This is a genomic window from Arthrobacter sp. Soil_N43 (assembly GCF_057655195.1).
On record NZ_JBDGML010000116.1, the window covers coordinates 1 to 23,361 of the forward strand.

General features: G+C 66.6%; 18 protein-coding genes and 2 tRNA genes. 13 read left to right on the top strand and 7 right to left on the bottom strand.

Annotated elements, in window-relative coordinates; all coding sequences use genetic code 11:
* The 5 genes from AC3A3W_RS17540 to AC3A3W_RS17560 form a co-directional block, all read left to right on the top strand.
* On the top strand, positions 1-1,112 hold a 1,112-nt coding region (locus tag AC3A3W_RS17540; RefSeq protein ID WP_487444281.1), incomplete at its 5' end, for a glycosyltransferase 87 family protein.
* Positions 1,113-1,162: 50 nt separating this feature from the next.
* Positions 1,163-1,717 carry a winged helix-turn-helix transcriptional regulator gene (locus tag AC3A3W_RS17545; protein WP_487444282.1) on the top strand — a complete coding sequence of 185 codons (555 nt, stop codon included), beginning with the start codon at positions 1,163-1,165 and terminating at the stop codon, positions 1,715-1,717.
* Positions 1,714-3,123, top strand: coding sequence for an MFS transporter (locus AC3A3W_RS17550; protein WP_487444283.1), 1,410 nt, complete (start codon positions 1,714-1,716; stop codon positions 3,121-3,123). The genes AC3A3W_RS17545 and AC3A3W_RS17550 overlap by 4 nt, the downstream gene beginning before the upstream one ends.
* A gap of 82 nt (positions 3,124-3,205) precedes the next feature.
* Positions 3,206-4,645: a glycosyltransferase 87 family protein gene (locus tag AC3A3W_RS17555; protein WP_487444284.1), complete on the top strand. Its 1,440-nt coding sequence runs from the start codon at positions 3,206-3,208 to the stop codon at positions 4,643-4,645.
* Positions 4,642-5,424 carry an SDR family oxidoreductase gene (locus AC3A3W_RS17560; RefSeq protein WP_487444285.1) on the top strand — a complete coding sequence of 261 codons (783 nt, stop codon included), beginning with the start codon at positions 4,642-4,644 and terminating at the stop codon, positions 5,422-5,424. Before AC3A3W_RS17555 ends, AC3A3W_RS17560 begins: the two co-directional genes overlap by 4 nt.
* Before the next feature lie 24 nt (positions 5,425-5,448).
* Here the strand turns inward: AC3A3W_RS17560 and AC3A3W_RS17565 are convergent, their stop codons facing one another.
* From AC3A3W_RS17565 to AC3A3W_RS17580, 4 genes are read right to left on the bottom strand one after another with little or no spacing between them, the layout of a single operon-like run.
* Entirely contained in the window at positions 5,449-6,669 is a 1,221-nt protein-coding gene (locus AC3A3W_RS17565) for an acyl-CoA dehydrogenase family protein (RefSeq protein ID WP_487444286.1), read from the bottom strand.
* 23 nt (positions 6,670-6,692) lie between these two features.
* Positions 6,693-8,225 carry an APC family permease gene (locus tag AC3A3W_RS17570; RefSeq protein WP_487444287.1) on the bottom strand — a complete coding sequence of 511 codons (1,533 nt, stop codon included), beginning with the start codon at positions 8,223-8,225 and terminating at the stop codon, positions 6,693-6,695.
* Positions 8,222-9,433 (bottom strand): glutathionylspermidine synthase family protein, encoded by a 1,212-nt coding sequence (locus AC3A3W_RS17575; RefSeq protein WP_487444288.1) that lies wholly within the window; start codon positions 9,431-9,433, stop codon positions 8,222-8,224. Before AC3A3W_RS17575 ends, AC3A3W_RS17570 begins: the two co-directional genes overlap by 4 nt.
* Positions 9,434-10,075: a Tat pathway signal protein gene (locus AC3A3W_RS17580; RefSeq protein ID WP_487444289.1), complete on the bottom strand. Its 642-nt coding sequence runs from the start codon at positions 10,073-10,075 to the stop codon at positions 9,434-9,436. It lies immediately after the preceding gene.
* A gap of 218 nt (positions 10,076-10,293) precedes the next feature.
* On the opposite strand from AC3A3W_RS17580, the gene AC3A3W_RS17585 reads away from it, so the two are divergent.
* From AC3A3W_RS17585 to AC3A3W_RS17600, 4 genes are all read left to right on the top strand, one after another.
* Positions 10,294-10,947, top strand: a complete 654-nt coding sequence (locus AC3A3W_RS17585) for an MOSC domain-containing protein (protein ID WP_487444290.1) — start codon at positions 10,294-10,296, stop codon at positions 10,945-10,947.
* A 532-nt stretch (positions 10,948-11,479) separates the two neighbouring features.
* Positions 11,480-13,624: a DEAD/DEAH box helicase gene (locus AC3A3W_RS17590; RefSeq protein ID WP_487444291.1), complete on the top strand. Its 2,145-nt coding sequence runs from the start codon at positions 11,480-11,482 to the stop codon at positions 13,622-13,624.
* A gap of 279 nt (positions 13,625-13,903) precedes the next feature.
* Positions 13,904-13,975: transfer RNA gene (locus tag AC3A3W_RS17595), tRNA-Thr, on the top strand.
* A gap of 61 nt (positions 13,976-14,036) precedes the next feature.
* A tRNA-Met gene (locus AC3A3W_RS17600) sits at positions 14,037-14,113 on the top strand.
* A 42-nt stretch (positions 14,114-14,155) separates the two neighbouring features.
* On the opposite strand, the gene AC3A3W_RS17605 is transcribed toward AC3A3W_RS17600, so the two are convergent.
* Positions 14,156-16,732, bottom strand: a complete 2,577-nt coding sequence (locus AC3A3W_RS17605; protein WP_487444292.1) for a hypothetical protein — start codon at positions 16,730-16,732, stop codon at positions 14,156-14,158.
* Positions 16,733-17,007: 275 nt separating this feature from the next.
* Between AC3A3W_RS17605 and AC3A3W_RS17610 the strand changes: the two genes are divergently transcribed.
* The gene (locus tag AC3A3W_RS17610; RefSeq protein ID WP_487444293.1) at positions 17,008-17,916 is read left to right on the top strand and encodes an LssY C-terminal domain-containing protein; all 909 of its coding nucleotides are present in this window, start codon (positions 17,008-17,010) and stop codon (positions 17,914-17,916) included.
* A 145-nt stretch (positions 17,917-18,061) separates the two neighbouring features.
* Here AC3A3W_RS17610 and AC3A3W_RS17615 read toward each other — a convergent pair whose 3' ends face one another.
* Positions 18,062-18,799, bottom strand: a complete 738-nt coding sequence (locus AC3A3W_RS17615; RefSeq protein WP_487444294.1) for an HNH endonuclease family protein — start codon at positions 18,797-18,799, stop codon at positions 18,062-18,064.
* Between the two features lie 215 nt (positions 18,800-19,014).
* Here AC3A3W_RS17615 and AC3A3W_RS17620 point away from each other — a divergent pair, with 215 nt between their 5' ends.
* The 3 genes from AC3A3W_RS17620 (at position 19,015) to AC3A3W_RS17630 (ending at position 21,877) form a co-directional block, all read left to right on the top strand.
* On the top strand, positions 19,015-19,575 hold the full coding sequence (locus AC3A3W_RS17620) for a dihydrofolate reductase family protein (protein WP_487444295.1): 561 nt from the start codon (positions 19,015-19,017) through the stop codon (positions 19,573-19,575).
* Positions 19,576-19,638: 63 nt separating this feature from the next.
* Positions 19,639-20,298 (top strand): NAD(P)H-binding protein, encoded by a 660-nt coding sequence (locus tag AC3A3W_RS17625; protein ID WP_487444296.1) that lies wholly within the window; start codon positions 19,639-19,641, stop codon positions 20,296-20,298.
* 7 nt (positions 20,299-20,305) lie between these two features.
* Positions 20,306-21,877 carry a Na+/H+ antiporter gene (locus tag AC3A3W_RS17630; protein WP_487444297.1) on the top strand — a complete coding sequence of 524 codons (1,572 nt, stop codon included), beginning with the start codon at positions 20,306-20,308 and terminating at the stop codon, positions 21,875-21,877.
* Between the two features lie 139 nt (positions 21,878-22,016).
* Here the strand turns inward: AC3A3W_RS17630 and AC3A3W_RS17635 are convergent, their stop codons facing one another.
* Positions 22,017-23,219 carry an ROK family transcriptional regulator gene (locus AC3A3W_RS17635; protein ID WP_487444298.1) on the bottom strand — a complete coding sequence of 401 codons (1,203 nt, stop codon included), beginning with the start codon at positions 23,217-23,219 and terminating at the stop codon, positions 22,017-22,019.
* Positions 23,220-23,361: the final 142 nt, after the last annotated feature.

The window sequence follows — 23,361 nt, forward strand, 5'->3', positions numbered from 1 at the left end:
CCGGTGAGGGCGGAGTCGGCGAACTGTACGCAGTCCGTGACGGGCTGCCGTTTACCTATCCGCCGTTCGCCGCGCTGCTTTTTGCCGGCCTTGCGACGCTGACGTTCGGCCAGAGCAGCGCGCTCTTCATCGGCGCAGCGCTCGGGGGAGCCGCCGTGGTGTCCGCCTGGCTCAGCCGCCACTACTTCGGCCTGGGCCGCTGGCGCGAGGCAGCGGCGGACTGGCGCTTCCGGACGGTTGCGCTGGCAGGGACCGGGGCGATCCTGCTCCTGGGGCCATGGCGCGACACGTTTGTGTTCGGACAGATCAACATCATCCTGATGGGCGTGATCCTGACCGACTTTGCCCTGCACGGGAAGTCCCGGGCCGGCGAAATCAGGTGGCCGGCCGGGCTGCTGATCGGTCTCGCCGCTGGCATCAAGCTGACCCCCTTGGCGTTCGGCCTCTACTTCCTGGTCCGCCGCGACTTCAAGGCCCTGGCCTGGATGGCAGCGGGATTCTTCGGCTCCATAGCGCTCGCCTGGGCGGCGCTGCCCCATGCCTCGGCCGCCTTCTGGACAAGGATCCTGCCGGACACCGGCCGCATCGGCGGGCCCGGGTACGTGGACAACCTGTCCGTCAAAGGTCTGCTGCTTCACTTCGGGATGCCGGACTCCGGCCTCACCAGCGTGCTGTGGCTCGTTCTGTCGCTTGCCCTGGTGGCCCTGGCCGCGCTCGTGATCAAGTGGGCGCTCGCCGTCGACGAGAACTTCGTGGCAGTGTCCGCAACGGCCGTGCTGATGCTCCTGATCAGCCCGGTTTCGTGGTCCCATCACTGGGTGTGGATGGCCGTGGCGCTGCCGTCCATGGCGTTCGCGATGCACCGCGTCCCCACGCGGAGCGGGAAGATGCAGCTGGCCGGCTGGATCATCGTGGCGGCATCCGCCGTGGCGTTCTTCCTGGCGCCCAAAGATCTTGCCATGATGGCCGGAGCCGAAGAGTGGGGCAAGGACCCTTCGACCCAATGGCCTTTGATGGCAGCCAGCCTGGGCGTGCTCTGCGGCATTGCCCTGCTGGTGTATTGGGCCTTGGCCTACCGGCCTTCGAGGACCCTCTTCTCCGCGCCGAGATGACGCTTCGCTCCAGCCTAGCTTTCTTCAAGAAAGTCAGCTAGTGTCGCAGCATGGCTCTCCGCTCCGACTGGTCTCAACGTACCTGCAGCATGGCCCGCGGCCTCGACATCCTCGGCGACGCCTGGGGCATGCTCGTCCTGCGCGAAGTGTTCTTCGGCAACGGCCGCTTTGACGCCATACGGGAGCGGCTCAGGGTGGCGGACTCCGTTCTCACCAAGCGGCTTGCCGCCCTCACCGACGCCGGGCTGCTGACCAAGAGGCCATACGACGACGGCGGCCGCACCCGTCAGGAGTACGTGCTCACCGCTGCAGGCGAGGACGCCCTGCCCGTGCTCAACGCCGTCGTCATCTGGGCGGAGAAGCATCTGCCTGCCCCGTCGGATCAGGCCCACATGTACGTCATCCATTCGACGTGCGGCCGCCGGACCAGTTCGGCGGACACCTGCACGGAATGCGGCGAGCGGCTCACAGCGGAAAACACGAGCTGGCACAGCCTGGCCCGGACCGGCGAGCCGGTGCAGCTGGCAACCGCCGCAAGCACGGCAGCCGGAGCAACCAAGGCCACCGCAGAAGAGGCCACGGGAGACAAGGGGACAGCAGCATGAGCAGCAGCCAGCGGACACGGAGTTCGAGTGAGCGGCCTGGCATCCCGCCGGCGACGCCGCGCCGCCGGCTGCACCCGGCCTGGATCGTGGCCGCCGTGGCGTTCCTGGCCCTCGTGGGCGCGGCCGGCTTCAGGGCCGCGCCGGGCGTCCTCATGGTGCCGCTGCAAGAGGAGTTCGGCTGGTCCACCACAGTGCTCTCCGCGGCTGTCAGCATCAACCTGGTCCTGTTCGGGCTCACCGCCCCCTTTGCCGCCGCCCTCATGGAGCGGTTTGGCATCCGCGCCGTCACCGCCTTCGCGCTCATGCTGATCGGCGCGGGCAGTGCCCTGACGGTGCTGGTCAACCAGTCATGGCAGATCCTGCTGACGTGGGGCCTGCTGATCGGACTGGGCACCGGTTCCATGGCGCTGGTCTTCGCGGCGACCATCGCCAACACCTGGTTTTCCAAGAGCCGCGGGCTGGTCATCGGCATCCTGACGGCCGGCAGCGCCGCCGGCCAGCTGGTCTTCCTGCCCTTCATCGCCATGCTGGCGCAGGATCCCGGCTGGCGGCAGGCCTCCCTGCTGATCGCCGCGGGTGCGCTGGCCGTGGTCCCGCTGGTGCTGAAGTTCCTGAAGAACTCACCGGCCGACGCCGGGGTGCTGCCCTACGGCGCGGAGGCACCGGCGCCTGAGGCAGCACCGGAGTCCGCCTCCCCTGCGGGGGCGGCCGGCGCAGCGGCGACCGGCACACCGGCGGCCCGCCCCGCCGGCAACGCCGCCGTCCGCGCCCTTCAGGTACTCAAAAGGGCCAGCAAGGTGCGCACGTTCTGGGCACTCGCCGCCGGCTTCGCCATCTGCGGTGCCACCACCAACGGACTCATCGGCACGCACTTCATTCCCTCCGCGCACGATCACGGCATGCCGGAAACCACCGCGGCGGGCCTGCTGGCCGTCGTCGGGATTTTCGACATCCTGGGCACCATTGCCTCCGGCTGGCTGACCGACCGCTTCAACCCGAGGATCCTGCTGGCGGTGTATTACCAGTTCCGCGGCATCGGGCTGCTGGTGCTCCCGCTGCTGCTGAGCGCCACGGTCCAGCCCAGCATGATTGTGTTCGTGGTGATCTACGGGCTCGACTGGGTGGCCACGGTGCCGCCCACCGCAGCCATCTGCCGCCAGGTGTTCGGCGCCGACGGCAGTGTGGTGTTCGGCTGGGTGTTCGCCGCCCACCAGCTGGGTGCCGCCGCAGCGGCCCTGGCCGCGGGGGCGATCCGGGACGCCACCGGCCACTACACATACGCCTGGTTCGGCGCCGCCGCGATGTGCACCATTGCCGCGGTCATCAGCGCCACGATCCGCAAGGATGCGTCGAAGACGGGGGACACGGGGCGCCGTGCACCGGTGGAAGCGGCCAGCCCTCAGTAGAATGAGCGCGGGCGCCGACCCCGGCACTTGACCGGGCCCGGGTCCTTCGGCACTGACGGCATCACACCACGGGGGACACTGAATGGCACTTCTCGACGCCCAAACCAAGGGCAGTCCTACCGACGCGCTTCCTACTGACGTTCTTGGTGCTGACGCCCCTGCCACTGGCACCCTGGCTACTGAAATCCTGGCCGGTGACGGTGCGGCGGGAACGGTCACCAGGCAGGAAAGGCTGCGGGATCCCCGGATCGCTGTGGTCGCCGCCGAGATGCTCACCGTCGTCGCCGTGCTGGCCGCCGCCGTCTTCATCTCGTCACGGCTCGGCGACTGGAGCGAGAAGGGCGGCCTGGACTTCAGCGTCTACTGGCACGGCGGCAGGGTGCTCCATGAGACCGGCCTTGACCCGTCGGGTCTCTACCGCCTGACGCTGGAGTGGGCCGGCGGCCCGCAGCTGCCCTTTACCTACCCGCCGTTTGCTGCGCTCCTCTTCAGCCTGCTCGCACAGCTGCCACAGGCAACCGCCCTGATGTTGTTCAACGCCGCCGGAGTGGCCGTGGCCGCCTGGGTGGCGGCGAGGGGGGTCCGCTACTGGAACGCCAAACCTGACTGGCGCAGCACCTTCGCCGCGGCCACATGGCCCTCGCTGCGAAACCGGCTCGGCGCGGTGGTGCTGCTTCTGGCCGTCCTGAACCTCGGTCCGTGGCGGGAAACCCTGGCCTTCGGCCAGATCAACATCCTGCTCATGGGGATGATGGCGGCAGACCTGCTGGGCCGGGACGCCCGATGGAGCCGGGGCCAGCCAGGGAGCGGATTCCTCGTGGGTGTGGCGGCCGGCATCAAGCTGACGCCACTCGTGTTTGGCCTGTACTTCCTGATGCGCAAGGACTGGCGCGGACTGCTGAACATGGGCGCCGGATTCGCTGCCACCGTACTGCTCGGCTGGTTCCTCCGCCCCGCCGAGTCCCTGCGGTTCTGGCTCGAGATCCTTCCGGACACGTCCCGGATCGGCGGGGCAGGGTACGTGGACAACCTCTCCATCAAGGGCGCGCTGCTCCACTTCGGTGTCCCCGCCGCCGGCGTCACCGTCCCGTGGCTGGTCCTGAGCCTCCTCGTGGTGGCCTTGGGCGCGGCGGTCATCAGGATTGCCAGCCGTCAGGGAGCCCGGGTGGTGGCTATCTGCGCCACGGCCCTCACCATGCTGCTGATCAGCCCCGTTTCCTGGTCCCACCATTGGGTCTGGATGGCCGCCGTGCTGCCGGCATTCGCCTGGACCCTGCGTGAAACACCCCGGCGGCATATGGCCACGCGCTCTCTCATGGGTTGCCTGCTGGGCGTTTCGATCGTGGTGTTTTTCTTTTCGCCCAAGACCATCGGCGCGGCGCTGGGAGCGGAGAACCTCGACCTCCAAACGCCCGGGCTGTGGATTATGGCCTCCAGCGCCGGGGTATTTTGCGGGCTGGCCATCCTGGCCTGCTGGTTCGTGGTCCTGCGGCGGGGCAACCTCAAGGAGCTGCCGGCATGAACCATGGTGTGGCACCCCAGCCTGCAGAACCCCAGCGCAGGACGGCCTTGGTCACCGGCGTCGGCCGGCTGGCCGGGATCGGCGCCGGCATCGCCCGGCAGCTCGCCGCCGACGGCTGGGACCTGGTGCTGACCTACTGGCAGGACTATGACGCCAGGATGCCGTGGGGGATCCAGCCGGACGACGTCGAACGGCTCACCGCAGAGCTGGAGGCGATCGGCGCCAAGGTGGTGGCCGTGCCCGCGGACTTTCAGGACCCAGAGGCCGTGGACCGGCTGATGGCCAGCGTCGCGGAGCAGGCCGGCACGCTCCAGGGCATGGTGCTGAGCCACGCGGAGTCCGTCGATTCGGGGGTTTTGGACACCTCGCTGGAAAGCTTCGAACGCCATTTCGCCGTAAACACCCGCGCCAGCTGGCAGCTGGTGGCAGCCTTCGCCCGGCAGGCGGGGCAGGACGGCGGCGCGATCGTTGCGCTGACCAGTGACCACACAGCCTTCAACCTTCCGTACGGCGCATCCAAGGGGGCGCTGGACCGGATCGTCATTGCCGCCGCCCGGGAGCTGGGGCCGCTCGGCATCAGCGCGAACGTGCTGAACCCCGGGCCGGTGGACACCGGCTGGATGAGCCAGGAAGTGCGTGAGGAAGGCACCCGGCGCCAGCCCGGTGGCAGGCTGGGAACGCCGGCGGACGTGGCAGGTACGGTGGCCTTCCTGCTGTCCCCGGCGGGCCGCTGGGTCTCCGGCCAGCTGATCAAGGCCGACGGCGGCTTCTCCGCCTGACCGGTTTCAACCAGCGGTCCTTGCCTAACGGAAGGCGGACAGCCCGGTGATGTGCTGGCCGAGGATCAGCGTATGGACCTCGTCCGTACCCTCGTAGGTGCGCACCGACTCCAGGTTCGCCGCATGCCGCAGCGGAGAGTAGTCCAGCGTGATCCCGTTGCCGCCCAGGATGGTCCGGGCCTCGCGGGCCACTTTGATGGCTTCGCGGACGTTGTTCAGCTTGGCCAGGGAAATCTGTTCCGGCTGCAGCCGGCCGGAGTCCTTGAGCCTGCCCAACTGGAGGGCAAGCATGGTGCCCTTCTGGACCTCCAGCAGCATGTTCACCAGCTTTTCCTGGGTGAGCTGATATCCGGCCAGTGGTTTGCCGAACTGCTGCCGGTCCATCGCATATTGCAGGGCGGCCTCGTAGGAGTCGCGGGCAGCGCCCATCGCACCCCACGCGATGCCGTAGCGGGCCTCGTTAAGGCAGGAGAACGGTCCGCTGAGTCCGCGCGCACCGGGCAGCAGTGCATCCGGTCCCAGCCGGACGCCGTCGAACGTGATGTCGCACTGGACCGAGGCGCGCATCGAGAGTTTCCGCTCAATGGGCGTGGCGGTGACCCCATCGGTGCCGGCCGGGACCAGGAAGCCGCGGACGCCGTCGTCGGTCTTGGCCCACACCACCATCACATCGGCAATCGAGGCGAGCCCGATCCAGCGCTTGGCGCCGTCCAGGATCCAGCCGGCGTCCTCGCCCGTGCCGTCCCGCCTGGCCACGGTGGCCATGGACGACGGGTCGGACCCGGCGGACGGCTCCGTCAGCGCGAAGCAGCCGATCAGCTCGCCGGCGGCCATGCGGGGGAGCCATTCCTGCTTCTGGTCCTCGGAGCCCCACTTGTGGATGGCAGACATGGCCAGCGAACCCTGGACTGAGACGAACGTGCGGATCCCCGAATCACCGGCCTCGAGCTCCATCGCCGCCAGCCCGTATTCCACAGCTGTGCGGCCGGGACAGCCGTAGCCGTCCAGATGCATGCCGAGCACGCCCAGCTCACCCAGCTGCGCGGGCAGGTGCCCCGGGAAGACGCCGCGGTCGTACCAGTCCGCGATGTCGGGCCGGATCTGCTGGTCGGTGAAGTCGCGGATCCGTTGCCGCAGCGCCAGCTCCTCAGGCATCAGCAGTGAGTCCAGGGCCAGGATGTCTGAGGGGTCGGGAAGGCCGTACTCGGCCGTTGCTGCCGCGGGGTCAAGGGCGTCGTTGCTCATGCCAGCATCCTACGGTGCATGCGTCATCCGACGGAGCCGCCCTGGGGCCCGGACGCAACGCGCTGCCTGCCTTGGAAATAGGCCCGCGTGGACGGCAGGAACCGGCAGACCACGGCCAGCACCACGCCCAGGCCCAGCAGCACCACGCCGCTGACAAACGCGCCGCCGACGCCGAAGATTTCGGTGTCCCCGTAGGCCGGGTCCCACATCTGGACAGCGGAAACAAAGAACGCGGCGGTCAGGGTGAGGGCGCCCAGAAGGGGCAGGACGCCGCGGAGCCAGAGGTTCCTGGCGGAGTCGCGGAGGGTTCCGCGGAAGTACCAGGCGCACGCGAACCCGGTCAGTGCGTAGTAGAACGCGATGAAGAGGCTGATCGAGCTGATGGAGTCCGAGAGCAGGTTTTCGCTAAGAAAGCTCATCGCCACGTAGTACACGATGGCAGCGGCGCCCATCACCTGAGTCGAGAACCCGGGCGTCTGGTTCCGGGCATGGACCTCACCGAACTTCGGTGGCAACGCGCCGTGGACCCCCATGGACAGGGTTCCGCGCGCCGTCGGAAGGATGGTGGTCTGCGTCGAGGAGAGCACCGAAGCCAGGACGGCGACGACGATCAGCCAGCCCCATGGGCCCAGCACCACGTCCTTCATGGCGAGGAAGACGTCGTTCTGGTTTTCGCTGTTGCCGAGGCCGATGCCCTCTGACCCCACCGTGGCGTACATCATCACCAGCAGTGCCACGGACACGTAAATGGCCACCAGGACGAAGGCCGAGATCACGGCGCCCCGGCCCGGGGTGGTGGAAGGGTTCTCTGTTTCCTCGTTCACCGCCAGGCAGGTGTCCCACCCCCAGTAGATGAACAGCGCCAGCAGGGCTCCGTGGACCACCTCGCCCGGATCAGCGAAGGCCCCCACCGGGTTGAACCACTCAAAATCGAAGGCCTGGCCTTCTGGAGCGCCCCCCGCGATCCTGAAAATGATGGCGACGGCGAAAACGCCTAGCGAGATGTACTGCACGTAGGTCAGGACGCGCTGGACGTGTTCGCCCAGCCGGATCCCGCGGTAGTTGACCAGGGTCATGAAGGCGATGAACACCACGCCCGTCGCGGTGACCAGCAGCGTGTTCCCGGCCAGGGAACCGTCTCCCACGAGCAGCCACAGGTACTGCCCGGCCACCTGGGCAAGATTCGCCAGGACCACGATGCCGGCCAGGGCCACCCCCCAACCGCCCAGCCAGCCGGCCCACGGACCAAAGGCGCGGCGCGCCCAGATGAACGTGGTGCCGCAGTCCGGCATGGCGCTGTTGAGCTCCCGGAATGCGTAGGCGATGAACAGCACGGGGATGAAGCCCAGGACCAGGATCAGGGGAGTGTAGTTCCCGTTCACAGCCACGATCAGGCCCAGGGTGGCCGCCAGCGAGTAGACGGGCGCAGTGGAGGCCAGGCCCAGCATGACGGAGTCACCCAGGTCGAGGATGCCGGCGTGCAGCCCCTTGGCGGGAACCCCGCTGCCTGGCTGCTTCCCGGCGCCGCCGCCCGCCGTCGTGGTTCCGGTGCTCATAGGGCGATACCTGCCTTGTTGGAGTGGGCCTGGGCCGAGAGGGGCGCCGGCGCGTCGATGGTGTTGGGCACGAACCGGCAGAAGTAGTCGGTGATGGGCCCGTCGGATTCGCGGATGCCGCAGCCCACCGATTCGCCGTCCACCACCCACAGGCCAAGGACGGGGTGGTTGCCGTCAAAATCGGGAAGCGGATGGAACTGCTGGTAGCACCAGCCCTCGCGGCCGTACCCGCCGGGCTGCTCCATGCTGATGCCTTCGGCGCGGATCTTGATGTTGTCGCCCTCGCGGCCGTGCAGCGGCTTGGCAGCCCATTCCTTCAGCGGCCCCGGCTCATTCAGGTAGGCCGGAAGCAGGTTGGGGTGGTCCGGATACAAATGCCAGAGGGCGGCCAGCAGCGCCTTGTTGGAGAGCAGCATCTTCCAGGCCGGCTCCACCCAGCGCGGATTGTGGGCACGCTGCAGGAGGCGGTGGCCGAACGGCTCCTTCAGCATCAGCTCCCACGGGTAGAGCTTGAAGATGGTGCTGATCATGAAGTTGTCCAGGTCCACGAAGCGGTTCAGGTTCGGGTCCCAGCCGATGTCCGACATGTTGATGCCGATGGTGGTCCAGCCCGCCTGGCTGGCCACGTCCCGCATGTAAGCCGCCGTCATCCAGTCCTCGCCGGATTCCTCGGCCTCCGAGTGGGCGATGTGGAGCGTGCTCATGCCTGTGCGGTACTGGAGCTTTTTCCACTGCCGGATGAGGGCCTCGTGGATGCCGTTCCACTGGTCCTTCTCGGGAAAGACATCCTGCAGCCAGAACCACTGGGCCACGGCAGCCTCGATCAGGCCGGTGGGTGTGTCGGCGTTGTACTCCAGCATTTTGGCGGCGCCGCCCCGGCCGTCATAGATGAAGTCGAAGCGGCCATAGATGTCCATGTCTCCGGCCTGCAGCGACTCGGCCGCCAACTCCAGGCCCTGCTGGCCGATGCCAATGGATCCCATGGCGCCGGTGGCCAGGAACTTCGCGGCCTCCAGGCACATCGCGTGCATTTCCTCGGCCGTGACCTCGAGCGCCTCGACCTCGTCCATGGTGAACTCGTAGTACGCCGACTCGTTCCAGTACTCGATCTTCCTGCCGTCCGGCATGGTGGTGGTCGAGAACACCAGGCCCTGCTCTTCAATTTTCTGTTTCCAGTCCGGCCGGGGTTCTGACAATAAACGCTTCACTTAGCCCCCCGTGCTTCCGCCCTTGGAGCTGCTGCCGAAGCCGCCCCTGCTGACCGTGCCGCCCTTGGTGCTGTACCCCGTGGACGCCTTGGCGCCCTGCGGAACAGTCCTGGTGAAATTCGGATAGGCGTTCCGGCTCTGTCCCACGCCCGGAACGCTGGCGCCGCGGGCGTAGAAGTACCAGGCGTAGAGGGCTCCGCCGCGCCCCGCGCTGCTGTTGCACTGGGTGTCCTCCACGCGTTCGCCGGTTTCCTCGTTGAAACACACCTGCGCGTACTCGGGTTCCTGTTCGTTGCTGGCCACGATCGCCGTGATAGTGCCTGCCAGCAAGGCCGTCACGCCAAGGCCTACCACCACGGTGCGGCGCTGCGAGCGCTTCTTCCTTGCCGCCGCCGAGTTGAGTTCGCGCTCGCGTTCCCGGGCGAAGGGGTCGATGATGGGGCTGGGCTGGGGAGGCCCGGACTGGTCTTGCCCTGCCCCGTCTTTTCCCGTTCCGTCTTGCCCTGCCGCGGGGCGCAGCAGCTCGGGCCGGAGCTCCGGCTTGGGCACCTGCCAAGGCGGAGGCTTGGGGGCGCCGGCGGCAGACGCATCGTCGCGCGCATCGTCGTCGCGGTCTTTGGGCTGGTCTTTCTCCGGGTCCATGGTTCCCCCTGCTGGTCCATGCCGATCTGTTCTGGCTGATGTGTTCCGGCTGGGCGATTCACGCCGTTGGCGTTGCCGTCCTTGGCGGGCCGAAACCGCACGCAAATCCTGCTGCCAGCCTAGTAGCTGCACCGCCGCGCCGCGAACGAAATATCCCGGGCACATCCCGCCAAGAGCCTGCTGGAACGCCCGGCGGACCGAGAACCTAGACTGTTGCCATGGACACAGCCACTTTGCTCGCCGTCTGCCGGGTACACCAGCTCCTGCCTGATGAGGGGAGCGTGGGCGTCACCGCGATCGACAAGCGCCCCGTGGAGGGGCCGGTGAAGGTGCACAAGCTCGGGGTGCATGGTGACGTCCAGGCCAGCCGGATCCATCACGGCGGCGAGGACCAGGCCCTCTACGCCTATTCCCAAGCCGACGCTGACTTCTGGGTCGGCCAGCTGGAGCGTGAGCTGCCGCCGGGCATTTTCGGGGAGAACCTGAGGGTCTCCGGTATCGAGACCACCGGCGCCGTCATCGGTGAGCGCTGGAAGATCGGCCTGGACGTGGAAGTCGAGGTCACCTCGCCCCGCGTGCCGTGCGCTGCCTTCCAGCGGCGGATGGGGGAGAGCCATTGGGTCAAGCGCTTCACCGAGGCCGGACGTGTTGGCACATACCTCCGGGTGATCCGGACGGGGTCCATCCAGGCGGGCGACCACATCCACCGGCTGTTCGTGCCGAGCCACGGCGTGACCATCGGACGCTGGTTCAGCACCCCGGACGTTGAGGCCATGGAGGCGCTGCGGGACGCCGAGGCGGACGGCGAAGTCAGGCTCCAGCCCGAGTACCACGACGAATTCGAGAAGCTGCTCCGCCGCGTCGGCAGCTAAAGTCTCCCGCCCCTGGCATTTCTGCACCGCTTTCAGCAGCCTGCGGGGAGCCGGCCCTGGAATCGGCGCGCGAGCCGTATCCGTCTGCGCCGGAAAGCGGTGCAAATCTGGGGCGAGGACGCCGGAGGAGGGCGGAACACGCGGCGTGACGGCTGCTTGTGTGGCCAAGCTCACCGGTGCTCCGGGCCCCTCGGTTACCCATGGGCGGGAGTATGCCCTACACTTGAAATATCCCCCACTCCGGAAATCCCTTATTCCTGCCCAATTTTTGAGGCAGGACTGGCAAGTGTTGGAGTCCGCAACTGTGATGCGGGCATTTTCATAGGGAGAGCCGGCTAAAGAAAACGCTGTACAGACTGCTGGGATAGCAGCCAAGAGATGCAGCGGGAAGTCCTGCCACGGGATTGCGAAAGCGCCGGACTTCTACGTGACCGGCCGGTCAATGTATGCCCGGCAACCACGGCACATGTACTGCGGCTCCGCTCACCTCGGGTTGTGCCGCCTGGCCCCCTATGGATGAGGAAACTTCCCTATGCCCGAAAATCACAACGACGCCATCGACACCGAAACGGCAACTGCCGACACCGCGACCGTCGAGTTCACTGAGGCCGCTGCGCCCGCAGCAGAGCCCGCCGACGCTCCGGCCAAGGCCGAAGAAGCCCCAAAGGCCGAAGAAGCCCCCAAGGCTGAGGAAGCCCCCAAGGCTGACGACACCGAAGAAGAAGGCGTCCGTTTCGCCGATCTCGGCATCGACGGCCGCGTCCTCGCCGCCCTGCAGGACGTCGGCTACGAAAAGCCGTCCCCCATCCAGGCAGCAACCATCCCGCTGCTGCTCGAAGGCCGCGACGTCGTGGGCCTCGCCCAGACCGGCACCGGTAAGACTGCAGCATTCGCAGTACCGGCACTGTCCCGCCTGGCAGAACTCCACGACCTCAACGGCCCGTCCCGCAAGACGCAGGCCCTGGTTCTCGCCCCGACCCGCGAGCTGGCGCTCCAAGTTGCCGAGGCCTTCACCTCGTACGCCAAGCACATCGATGACTTCACGGTCCTCCCGGTCTACGGCGGCTCCGCCTACGGCCCGCAGCTCGCTGGCCTGCGCCGCGGCGCCCAGGTTGTTGTCGGCACCCCCGGCCGTGTGATCGACCACATCTCCAAGGGTTCGCTGGACCTGTCCGAACTCCAGTACCTGGTGCTGGACGAGGCCGACGAGATGCTGCGCATGGGCTTCGCCGAAGACGTGGAGCAGATCTTCCAGCAGACCCCGTCGGACCGCCAGGTGGCACTGTTTTCGGCCACCATGCCGAGCCAGATCCGCCGGATGTCCAAGCAGTACCTGAACAACCCGGCCGAGATCTCGGTGAAGTCCAAGACCACCACCGGCGCCAACACCCGCCAGCGGTACCTGCAGGTCATGGGCCCGCACAAGCTCGACGCGCTGACCCGCATCCTCGAGGTGGAAGAGTTCGACGGCGTCATTGCCTTCGTGCGCACCAAGATGGCCACCGAGGACCTGGCTGACAAGCTGAGGTCCCGCGGCTTCCAGGCTGCCGCCATCAACGGCGACATCCCGCAGCAGCAGCGCGAGCGGACTGTCGATGCGCTGAAAGAAGGCCGCATCGACATCCTGGTGGCCACCGACGTCGCGGCCCGTGGCCTTGACGTTGAGCGCATCAGCCACGTGATCAACTACGACATCCCGCACGACACCGAGTCCTACGTCCACCGCATCGGCCGTACCGGCCGTGCAGGCCGCAGCGGCGACGCCGTGCTGTTCATGACCCCGCGGGAAAAGTACCTGCTGCGTTCCATCGAGAAGGCAACCCGCCAGCCGGTGGAGCAGATGCACCTGCCCACCGCCGAGACCGTCAACACGCTGCGCTTGGGCAAGTTCGCCGAGCGCATCACGGAGACCCTCGAGTCCGAAGACGTAGCAGCGTTCCGCGACCTGATCGCTTCCTACGAGGAAGAGCACAATGTTCCGGCTGCAGAGATCGCTGCCGCGCTGGCCGTTATGGCGCAGGGCGGGCAGCCGCTGCTGGTCAAGGAACTGCCGGCAGCTCCTGAGTTCCAGAAGCGCGAACGCTCCAAGGACGGCTTCGGCTCCCGCGGCCCGACCCGCACGCTCACCGAGGGCAATGCCACCTACCGGATCGCCGTCGGACGCCGCCAGCGCGTCATGCCGGGTTCCATCGTGGGCGCCATTGCCAACGAAGGCGGCATCTCCTCGGCCCAGATCGGCGGCATCGACATCCGCTCGGACCACTCCCTCGTGGAGCTCCCGGCGGACCTGAGTGCCGACCAGCTTAAGGCCCTGTCCCGCACCCGGATCGGCGGTGAGCTGATCCACCTCGAGCTGGACAACGGCCGCAAGCCGTCCGGTGGCGGCGGCGACCGCGGAGGCTACCAGGGCAACCGCGGCGGCGACCGTGGCGGCAACTTCAAGGGCGGCGGCGGCTTCAAGAAGGAATTCCGCAAGAACGACGGCGAACGTTCCTCCGCCGACCGCGGCGGCCGCTCGTACAGCGATCGTTCCGAGCGCAGCATCGGCGCTGACAGCGGTGCAAGCCGCGGCCAGGCCAGCGACTCCCGCTTCGGCGGCCACGGCGACGGCGCACGCAAGCCCCGCCACGGCAACGAAGGCGGACACCGCGACTTCAACCGCAAGGGCAAATGGTAATCACAGCCAAGTGGTGACCACCGCCCGGTGGTGACCTCGGGCCCGGGGGACTAGTTCCCCGGCAGTGGTTTCCTGCGACACTCAGGGACCGGCTTTCGAGCCGGTCCCTGAGTGCTTTAAAGGAGCTGCACCTCACAACCCGGCCAGCCCCGGAGAGGCCTTAGACGGCCGTTCTGAAGGCCATAAAAACCGTTCGTGCGCAAGTGTTTCGACAGTGCCGGAGCCGTCCTTCCGCCGATTTGTTGAGGATGAAATCTTCCGGTAGAGTATTTACTCGTTGCCCCCCTAGCTCAGTGGTAGAGCGCGTTCTTGGTAAGAACGAGGTCACCGGATCGATTCCGGTGGGGGGCTCTGAATGAGGGCCTGTGTCAGGGCGGTCTTGACCGGCTTGACACAGGTTTTTCTCATTCGTGGCGGTGTAGCTCAGTTGGTTAGAGCGCACGACTCATAATCGTGAGGTCGGGAGATCGAGCCTCCCCACCGCTACCAAACAGAACCCCCGGAATCCGCGAGATTCCGGGGGTTTTTCTGTCACGGCTGGCGTGCGATCAGCTCACGGTACAGCTTGAGCCATCGTGCCCTAACAACGTCATAGGGCTCTGTCCACTGAGTTTCTACTGTCGCAACACGGATACCGAGTTCTTCCAGGAGAATCTCGGCCCTGATCCACAGAGGAGAGGGCCGGGGATTTTCCGAGAAGCGCGAGGCGACTTCTTCGCCCAGGGCAGTGTCGTTCAGCGCCAGGGCATGTAATGCCAACAGCTCGGCCTCCTGAGCTTCGAGAGGCCCGGCGACCGTCTGCACGGACTGCAGTTCCTCAGCGATGGAGGCGATTTTTGAACGGTCCGTGATGCAAAAGTAGCCGAGCGCTGTCAGTGCGTGCTTCCGTCCGACACGGAAGCCCACGGCCGTCACATAGTCGTAAAACTGGCGGGTTTCACTTTCGTTGCCGGTGCCGCACAGAGCACGGGCACGCACGAGGCGGCTTTCGAGCTCGAGATGGTAGCGCCGGGTCCGTTTCGCCGTGACATCGGCGAGGCGCTGGCTCGTTGATTCCATGAATCCCGAGAAGTCTCCGTGGAACTGACGAATGTAGTCCCGGGTACTGCCTCTTGGCTCCGGGTTGAGTTGGTCCGCGGCGGCCATTCCGTCCTGGAAACGCCGGCCCATCGCGAGCGTGATGGCGCTTTGTCGCCGCAACAGGTCTTTCCTGTCCGGCTGGGTGTCCATCAGCGCGGCGATCTGCTCGCTGGCTTCAGCGAATCTGCCCAAGGATCGCAGCCTGTACGCAATCCATAACGACGCTGACCGTGCCATGCAACCGCCACCTGATTCGAGGCGTTTGAATACTTCCAGGCTTTCTTCAGTGGAACCCATCTCATGGGCTGCAACGTACTCGAGGGTGTCTTCTACTTCGCGCGTCAGTCCCTGGGTCCCGCGGCTTGGCATGACGTCCTCCATGCCGGCAAATGATGGGGTGTGTGGCACGGCCTCGGTGAGCCATTCATCCCAGAGGCTGTAGTCCTGGCAGATGCGCAAGGCAAGCCCGAGTGCGCGGATCATGGCGGCGTCGTCATGGAGTGCCTTGCCGGCGTCGTAGCGGCTGTGTGCCTCGGCGAGTCCCCTGCGGGCAGCGGAAGCCCAATCCCGTTCGGACCACCCGCCTGACGCATGGGGACCCGCTGATTTGACGGCGTCGCGGACGGCGTCGTGGACCCGGAAGGGGTACATCCTGGCCGAGGTCTTGATGATGATGGCACGGCCCGTGAAGCGGATCACCGCGCCCTCATCGACGTTTCCCACGGCTGCAGCAAGGGCGGTGTCAAAGAACGGAAGCAGGCATGCTGCCTGTAGTGCCTTCGTTTCGTCATCGGGCAGGTCCTCGACAAGGAGCTCCATGATCGTGGTCAAATCTCCGCGGACATCGTCCACTCGGACCCGCCGGCCGTCTGCTGCGACGTTCCTGATGTAGGTAGCAACAGCATCGATGTGAATGGGCCATCCCCTGGTTGCTGTGACTATGGCCTCCACCACGGCAGGCGCGAGCGCTATGCCTTCAATTTCCGCACGCTGGGTGACCACGCTCCGGGTGTCTTCCTCGGATAGGGATCCGACGAGGTGTTGTCGCGGATCCTCGGCGGCTCCTTTGACAAGGCCAGGCCAGGCTGCGGCCCCGGCCTTGGGCAGGGAGAGTCGCGAATCCGAGTCCCAGTCCATCCGATTTCGTCCTGTGATGACGAACAGCACTCCTGGCAGGGCATGGATACAGGCATTCAGCAGTTCCTCTCCGAGCCTCCGTCCTGGAGTCTGTACCTTCTCGAAATGGTCTATGAAGATCACAGGTACTGGACGTTTGCCCACCGGCAGGGCATTCATGTCCAAGGTCAGCATCGACATGATGTGGGGAACCAGATGCGGCATTTGATTCTCCGGAGACGGCTCCCGTGAACATCTGTCAAGCAGGCGGTCCAGCTGGGGCGCGTGCTTAAAGGCCTGGTGCCGCCGGGCCGCGACCCGCAGGACTTTGATGGCGCTGCGCAGAAGACCGCCTCCGGCTTCGGACACAAGGTTTGAATAATCCAATTCCAGATCGCTGCTGAAGTCCTTGAGGTCCTGCACAACGTTCTGGGCCAAGGTTACGACGCCCGATTCCACGGGCGCAGTGTTCCCTGCCAGCTCGGGCAACGGCTCCCCTGGACGGATACTGCTGAAGTAAGAAGAAAACGCGACGTCGAAAGCGGGCCAGTTCCTTTGGGACTTTCCCATGGTGTCGCGAAGGTCGATCAGCAGCCGTGCGGCGGAGAGGTTGCCGTGCGAATTGTTCAGTTCCCAGCGTCCCGTCACGATCCGATCGATATCCGGAGGTTCCCCCCACTCGCCCGGGTCTTCTAGTTCATCCTTGATCCACGCTTCGAGACGGTCCGACAGCGTGGTTTTGCCGATCCCTCCGATACCGAAAAACATCAGTACGTTTCGGCGGTTTGGGATGGCCGTCAGATTACCGGAGGACCGGTTGGCGTGGAACTCCAAGGCTGCCGCCATGGCCACGCTTTGGGGGACACGGTCCGCGAACGCGGTAATGGCCTGCTTCTCATCGAAAAAATTCACGTCGTACACGGTGTCCCCCAAGGTGGCGTAGGTAGCCTCAAGAGTCCTTCGGGCGACATTGCAGAGTCAACAAAAAAATCGAGTGTTTCAACGCCAAAGTGCGATGTGACTGGCAGTCAGCAACGGCCATGTGCTGACGGGTGTGCTTCCATGGGGCTTGAGCGTTAACGCCTGGGGACCATGGTGCAGCACTGGGTTGTCATCGACCCGCGCACACATGCCCAGGGATGACAGAGTATTCATGGTGACGATCCGGCAAAGGAGGAGAACGGGCAGTGACATCGGGTGAAGTTAATCGGCCCGCTCCGGCCGAACCGGACCATTCCCGGCCGGAGAGCCGGACGGAACGCAGGCAGAGCCGCTGGGCCACCGTGCTGGCGGTGCTTCAGAGGGTGCTGTACGGGGCCATTACGGTGGCAGTGGGCTGGGCGGTCTACTACTTCCTGCTGGCACGCCTGGCGCGAGGGCCTGAACAGGTCTGGGTGTTCCTGCCCGTGTGGCTGATCCTGGCCTATGCGCTGTTGCCGCGTATCCACAAGATTCTCAGCAGCCTCTACATCCCGGACTACTTCATCGGTCGGACGCGCACCGGTGACGGGGTGCTCGGTGATCCGGTCAATCTCGCGGTCATCGGTCCGGCGGAGGAACTGCGGCACGCCATGATCACGGCCGGATGGGTCGAGGCTGACCCCGTTACTCCCGGCACTGCCTGGCGGACTCTTGAATCGACCGTCCTGGGACGCAGCTATCCGGCCGCGCCGGTGAGTTCCCTTTATGTGTTCGGGAACAGGCAGGACATGGCGTTCCAGCGGGAGATCGAGGGGAACCCGCGCAAGAGGCATCATGTCCGGTTCTGGAAGTGTCCGGAGGGCTGGATGCTGCCCGGAGGACTCGCGGTGGACTGGGTGGGCGCCGGCACGTACGACCGAAGTGTCGGCCTGTCCCTCTTCACCTTCCAGATCACCCACAAAATCGCCGACCGGACCGACGAAGAGCGGGACTTCATCATCGAGACCCTTCGGGCGGCCAACGCCGTGGAATCAGTGCACGTGATCCGGAACTTCTCCTCCGGCTACCACCACCGCAACGGCGGCGGCGACGCCATCCGCACGGACGGCCACCTTCCGATCATCGACCTCAATGCGCCGGGCCGGCCGGTGCAGGCGCCAGACGCCCCGGCATGACGGTGCCCGGCGTAGAGGTGCCCCGATATGAAGGCGCCCCGGGCATGAAAAGGCCCCGCGCCGCCGTCGGGCAGCGCGGGGCCGTTCTTCCTCCACCGGTAGGGCAGGACAGGAAGCCCTGTCTCACCGGCAGCGGCGGGAACCCCTAAACCCTGGTGACGCTGACGCGCACATTCGGGCAGGAGTCTGCGTAGCGGACCAGCGCGGCCTTCTCCACGCTGTCCACCCGCAGGCCCCACCGGATCTTTACCGCAATCCACTGGCCGATGTAGGCGCAGCGGTTCGCGGGAGGCATCCAGGATTCCGGCCCCCTGGCCTGTTTGGCGGAGTTCAGCGCCGCCGTCAGCGCGTTCAGGGAACGGGAGTCGCCGAGGTCGTTGTAGAACGCAACGCGCCGCGCCTGGGACCAGTACCGCGCCCCCGAGCCCCACGCCTCATGCACCGGCACGGTGTGGTCGATCTCCACGGCCGACGCCGAGGTGTGGACCCGGTTGTCCCAGACGGACACCCAGCGGCCGGTGCGCAGGGTGCACCGCCGCGCCGTCGTGTAGGTCACGGCCGACTTTGTCTCCTGAAGGAGGACTTCGGCCCTGGTGTTCTGGCAGTCGCGGTTGGTGTCATTCCAGTAGCCGAAGTAGCGGTTCCTGTCGTACCCGGCGTTGTTCTCGGCTGCCACCGCAAGGGACCGGGCCGCGGTCCGCAGGGGCGCCGAATAGTAGGACGCGGCCTCCGCGGGGACAGCCACCCCGGCGAGCAGCAGGCCGCCCGCCACGGCGGACGCGGCAAGGGACCTGCCCCAGACGGCGGGACGGATGGATGCGGCGAGTGATGCCGCCCGTTTTCGGACGTGCTTGAACAGGCCTGCCGGCATGATTTCCCCCATTTAAGTCTCGTGAAAAGTGGCGCAAAATTTGATGCGAAGACCAGCATTACAGCCGAGGCTGCACCGGACCTGATTCTTGACGAGGTCTTGATGGAATCCTGTGCCATTGCTGCGGCGGGCCGCCGGAAACCCCGAAGCATTGTCACAAAGCTGCGGGAGATCTAGGGTCGGGAGCCTAGGCTCGGACTGCATCAGGCACCGACAGGAGGCCCGTCATGGCCAATCTGATCTACTCGTTCATCATGTCCCTGGACGGCTACGTGGCGGACCGCGACGGCCGTTTCGACTGGGGCGAACCGGACGAGGAAGTGCACACCTTCGTCAACGGGCTGCAGCGCGGGATAGGCACCTTTCTGTTCGGGCGGCGCCTCTATGAGGTCATGGTGGCGTGGGAAGACCCGTCCGCCTTCGCGCAGGAACCTCCCTATATCCAGGACTTTGCTGAGCTCTGGAAGGCGGCCGACAAGGTGGTGTTCTCCCGGACACTGGACAGGCCGTCCAGCGAGCGGACCCGCATCGAGCGGGAGTTCGACGCCGACGCCGTCAGGCAGCTCAAGGCGGATGCCGGGCAGGACCTGGCCGTGGGCGGTCCGGAGCTCGCCTCCTCCGCCATCCGGGCAGGCCTGGTGGACGAGTTTCAGATGTTCATCTCTCCTTTGGCGGTGGGAGGCGGCAAAAAGTACCTCCCCGACGGCGTCCGCCTGCGCCTTGAACTGCTGGAAGAACGGCGCTTCCGCAACGGCGTCGTGTTCCTCCGCTACGCCAACCGCACCTGACGCGTGCGGCTGCGTCCCAGCGGGCGGCTGGGACGCAGCCGCCCGCTGGGACAGAATGGGGGCATGACCCGTATCGCAATCATCGGCGGCCACGGCAAAGTGGCCCTCCAGCTGTCCGCCCTGCTCACGGACGAGGGGCACAGCGTCACGTCCTTCATCCGCAACCCCGACCACGCTGCCGACGTCGCCGCCACCGGTGCGTCGCCGTCGGTCCTTGACGTGGAAAATTCGACGACGGCGGAAATCGCCGCCGCGCTCCGGAACCACGACGCCGTGGTTTGGTCAGCCGGCGCCGGGGGAGGGAACCCGCAGCGCACCTACGCGGTGGACCGCGATGCCGCCATCCGCTCCATCGACGCCGCAGTGGAAGCCGGCGTGAACCGCTACGTCATGGTCTCCTACTTCGGCGCCGGTCCGGACCACGGTGTGCCCGCAGACCACAGCTTCCATGCCTACGCGGAGGCCAAGGCCGCGGCGGACGAATACCTCCGCGGCTCCGGGCTCTCCTGGACCATCCTGGGGCCCGGTTCGCTGACGGACGGACCCGGCAACGGGCTGATCGACGTGGACCCGTCCGACCCGTCCTCCGGCACCCAGACGTCGCGGGCCAACGTGGCCATCGTCGCCGCGGCCGTGCTGGACCTGCCCGGATGCGCCGGCAGGACGATCGAATTCCGGGACGGCACCCTGCCGGTTTCGGCCGCGCTTGAACCGGTGAAGTAAGGGGTATATGGACCAGCTGGCACTCATCGTCGGACTCCTGCTCGCCACCGTGGTGGCCGTGGGCCTGGGGGACCGGCTGCGTCTGCCGTACCCGGTCCTGATGCTCCTCCTGGCCGTGGCCCTGACGTTCATCCCGGGATTCCCGGACCTGGAGATTCCGCCCGAGCTGATCCTGCCGATCTTCCTGCCGCCGCTGCTGTTCGCCACGGCCCAGCGCAGCTCCTGGGCGGTCTTCCGGGTCCGGTGGCGCACACTCATCATGCTCGCGGTGGCCCTCGTGGTGATATCCACGGCGGTGGTGGCCGGCGCTGCGTGGCTCATGATCCCCGGGATCGGCATCCCCGCTGCCATCGCGCTGGGCGCCATGGTGGCCCCGCCGGATCCGGTTGCGGTGGAGTCTGTTGCCGGCCGCGTCCACATGCCCCGGCGCCTGATCACGGTGCTGCAGAGCGAAGGCCTGTTCAACGACGCCGCGGCCATCGTCATCTTCCAGGCGGCCGTGGCCGCCGCTGTTGAAGGCACCAAAATAGGGCCCGACGTCGTCCTGAAGTTCGTTGTGGGGGCGGCGCTTGCCGTCGTGGTGGGCATCGCCATGGGCTGGCTGACGTCACTGATCACGCGGCTGGTGGCCTCCATGGTCGCACGGAGTGCGGTCACCCTGGTGGTGCCGTTTGCGGCCTACATCCTGGCGGAGGAATTCCACGCATCCGGTGTGATCGCCGTCGTGGTCACTGCCCTGGAAATGCAGCGGCACGCCCGGCCGCAGGACGCCGCCGAGCGGGTCACCCGAACGGCGTTCTGGGACGTGGTGGAGCTCCTTGTCACCGGGCTGGCGTTTGGCCTTGTGGGGCTCGAAATCCAGGACGTGATCCGCACGGAGGGCTCGGCGGTCCTCGGCATGGTGGGGACGGCCGTGGTGGTCTGCATCCTGGTCTTCGCGGTGCGGTTCGGCTGGCTGGGGCTGCTGGCGCTGTCCGCCCGCAAGCGGAAGAACGTGCTGCAGCCGACCTCCGCAAAAGAGGTCCTGATCCTGACGTGGTGCGGCATGCGCGGCCTGGCCACACTGGCCCTTGCGTTGGCGCTTCCGCTTGCCCTCGCGGACGGCACGCCGTTCCCGGCCCGGGACCAGCTGCTCGTCATAGCGTGCGCCGTGCTGCTGGCCACGCTGGTGCTGCCCGGGCTGACCCTGCCGTGGCTGATGAAGGTCCTGAAGGCCTCCCAGGACGGCACGGAAGAGCGGGATGCGGCGCGGGTCCTGGCCCGCCGTGCGCAGGCTGCGGCCGTGGCGGCCCTGAAGGACCACGAGCTGGTGAAGGAGCTGCCGCCGGAGAAGGTGGCGCTGGTGAGGGAGAAGATGACCAGGCTCCACGCCGAGCTGCTGGACGGCAGCCTTCGCAATGAGAGCCTGGCCGAGAAGCGCGAGCGGGGGAGGGAGCTGGCCATCACCGTCCAGACCATCGCCCTGGACGCCGCGCGCCAGGAAGTCGTGGCGGCCCGCAATGAGCCTGACACGGACCCCGAGGTGGCCGACAGGGTGCTCCGGCAGCTCGACCTGCGGACCATGATCATGCCGGAGTAGGACAGCCCCGGAACAGAACAAGCGCGAACGTACACTTGGGGCCCCGCAGCTGCGCCGCAGAGGGGCCCCAAGTGTACGTTCGCGCTGTTTGTGGCGGTGGTGGTTGGCGGTGGTCTGTGCAGGTGCTCGGCGAAGCGGGTCAGGCCGGCAGGGACAGCTCCAGGTCCAGGCTGTTTTTCTCCACGTAATCCAGGGCGCACCTGACGGCTCCCACGGTGACGATCGAGTCGCCCAGCGGGGACACGGCCAACCTCGGCGGCGTGACGGTAAACTTCTTGAGCCGATCGGCGATGTCCTCCAGCAGCACCCCGGCGGAGTTTGCCACGGCACCGCCGATGACCACCAGCTCGGGGTTTATGACAGTGGCGACCGGTGCGATCACGCGTGCCATCCGGTCGGCCAGCCGGTCCAGGATCTTCAAGGCAACGGCGTCCCCCGCAGCCGCAGCGGCGAATACATGTTCCGCTTCGGGGCCTTCGGCGGCATGCTCTCGGAGTGAGGTTTTGGCCTTGCCCGCGAGGGCCTCGGCGGCCCAGACCCGGGCCAGCGAGGCAATGCCGTAGGTGTCTCCCACGCCTTCCACCATGTCCAGGAATGCGAATTCGCCGGCGCCGCCGCCCACGCCGTGCAGCAGGCGCCCGTCGTCGATGACCCCGGAACCAAAGCGTTCACTCGCCAGGATGACCACGACGTCGTCCACGCCGGCGGCCGCGCCGCGCCAGCGGTCTCCCAAGGCGGCCAGGTTTGCGTCGTTTTCAAGGAGTACCGTCCACCCGCGGAGGTCCCGGAGCGCCGCCTTGAGCCCGACGTCGAACAGCCCCCAGAAGTGCTGGGTGACCAAAACATCGCCGTTGCGGTCCACCGGGGCGGCGATCCCCGCGCACACGGCGAGCACCGACTCGGGCGAGGCGCCCACACTGTGCAGCGCCATCATGGCCGTGCGGTCAATCACCGCGATGCGTTCCTCTGCCGGGATTTCGGCGCCGGCGAACGGCTGGCTGGACCGCCCCAGCGCTTTTCCGCGGAGATCGGACACCACCACGGTGGCCTTGGCGATGCCCACGTCCATGCCGAGCACGTAGCCGGCGCGTTCGTTGAGCTCGAACCGGCGCGCCGGCCGGCCCTTTTGGTAGCCGCCGAAGGCCCGCTGGTTTTCCAGCTCCCTGATCCAGCCGCGCTCCATGAGGTCCTCGCACACGGAGATGGCGGTGGCCCGGGTGAGCCCGGTGGCCTGCATGACTTCGGTGACGGTCACTGCCTGGGAAGCGCGCATGAAGTCCAGGACGGCTCCGGCACTCACCCGCCGCAACAGCTGGGGCGTTGCCGCCGTCATCTCAGACATGGTGTTGACCTCCTTGTGCTTTTCACCACATAATACTTGAGGAACTAAATTTAGATCCCAAATAAACTTAGAGCATGGTGGGCCGGACGGCCGCCGACCACTGGCTTTTCTTCCAGTTCTTCACCCAGCCTTTTGCAAAGGA

Excerpts from the sequence above, each read along its gene's own strand:
- AC3A3W_RS17545 (WP_487444282.1), top strand. The coding sequence starts at position 1,163 with ATGGCTCTCCGCTCCGACTGGTCTCAACGTACCTGCAGCATGGCCCGC.
- AC3A3W_RS17550 (WP_487444283.1), top strand. The coding sequence starts at position 1,714 with ATGAGCAGCAGCCAGCGGACACGGAGTTCGAGTGAGCGGCCTGGCATC.
- AC3A3W_RS17555 (WP_487444284.1), top strand. The coding sequence starts at position 3,206 with ATGGCACTTCTCGACGCCCAAACCAAGGGCAGTCCTACCGACGCGCTT.
- AC3A3W_RS17560 (WP_487444285.1), top strand. The coding sequence starts at position 4,642 with ATGAACCATGGTGTGGCACCCCAGCCTGCAGAACCCCAGCGCAGGACG.
- AC3A3W_RS17565 (WP_487444286.1), bottom strand. The coding sequence starts at position 6,669 with ATGAGCAACGACGCCCTTGACCCCGCGGCAGCAACGGCCGAGTACGGC.
- AC3A3W_RS17570 (WP_487444287.1), bottom strand. The coding sequence starts at position 8,225 with ATGAGCACCGGAACCACGACGGCGGGCGGCGGCGCCGGGAAGCAGCCA.
- AC3A3W_RS17580 (WP_487444289.1), bottom strand. The coding sequence starts at position 10,075 with ATGGACCCGGAGAAAGACCAGCCCAAAGACCGCGACGACGATGCGCGC.
- AC3A3W_RS17585 (WP_487444290.1), top strand. The coding sequence starts at position 10,294 with ATGGACACAGCCACTTTGCTCGCCGTCTGCCGGGTACACCAGCTCCTG.
- AC3A3W_RS17590 (WP_487444291.1), top strand. The coding sequence starts at position 11,480 with ATGCCCGAAAATCACAACGACGCCATCGACACCGAAACGGCAACTGCC.
- AC3A3W_RS17615 (WP_487444294.1), bottom strand. The coding sequence starts at position 18,799 with ATGGGGGAAATCATGCCGGCAGGCCTGTTCAAGCACGTCCGAAAACGG.
- AC3A3W_RS17620 (WP_487444295.1), top strand. The coding sequence starts at position 19,015 with ATGGCCAATCTGATCTACTCGTTCATCATGTCCCTGGACGGCTACGTG.
- AC3A3W_RS17625 (WP_487444296.1), top strand. The coding sequence starts at position 19,639 with ATGACCCGTATCGCAATCATCGGCGGCCACGGCAAAGTGGCCCTCCAG.
- AC3A3W_RS17630 (WP_487444297.1), top strand. The coding sequence starts at position 20,306 with ATGGACCAGCTGGCACTCATCGTCGGACTCCTGCTCGCCACCGTGGTG.
- AC3A3W_RS17635 (WP_487444298.1), bottom strand. The coding sequence starts at position 23,219 with ATGTCTGAGATGACGGCGGCAACGCCCCAGCTGTTGCGGCGGGTGAGT.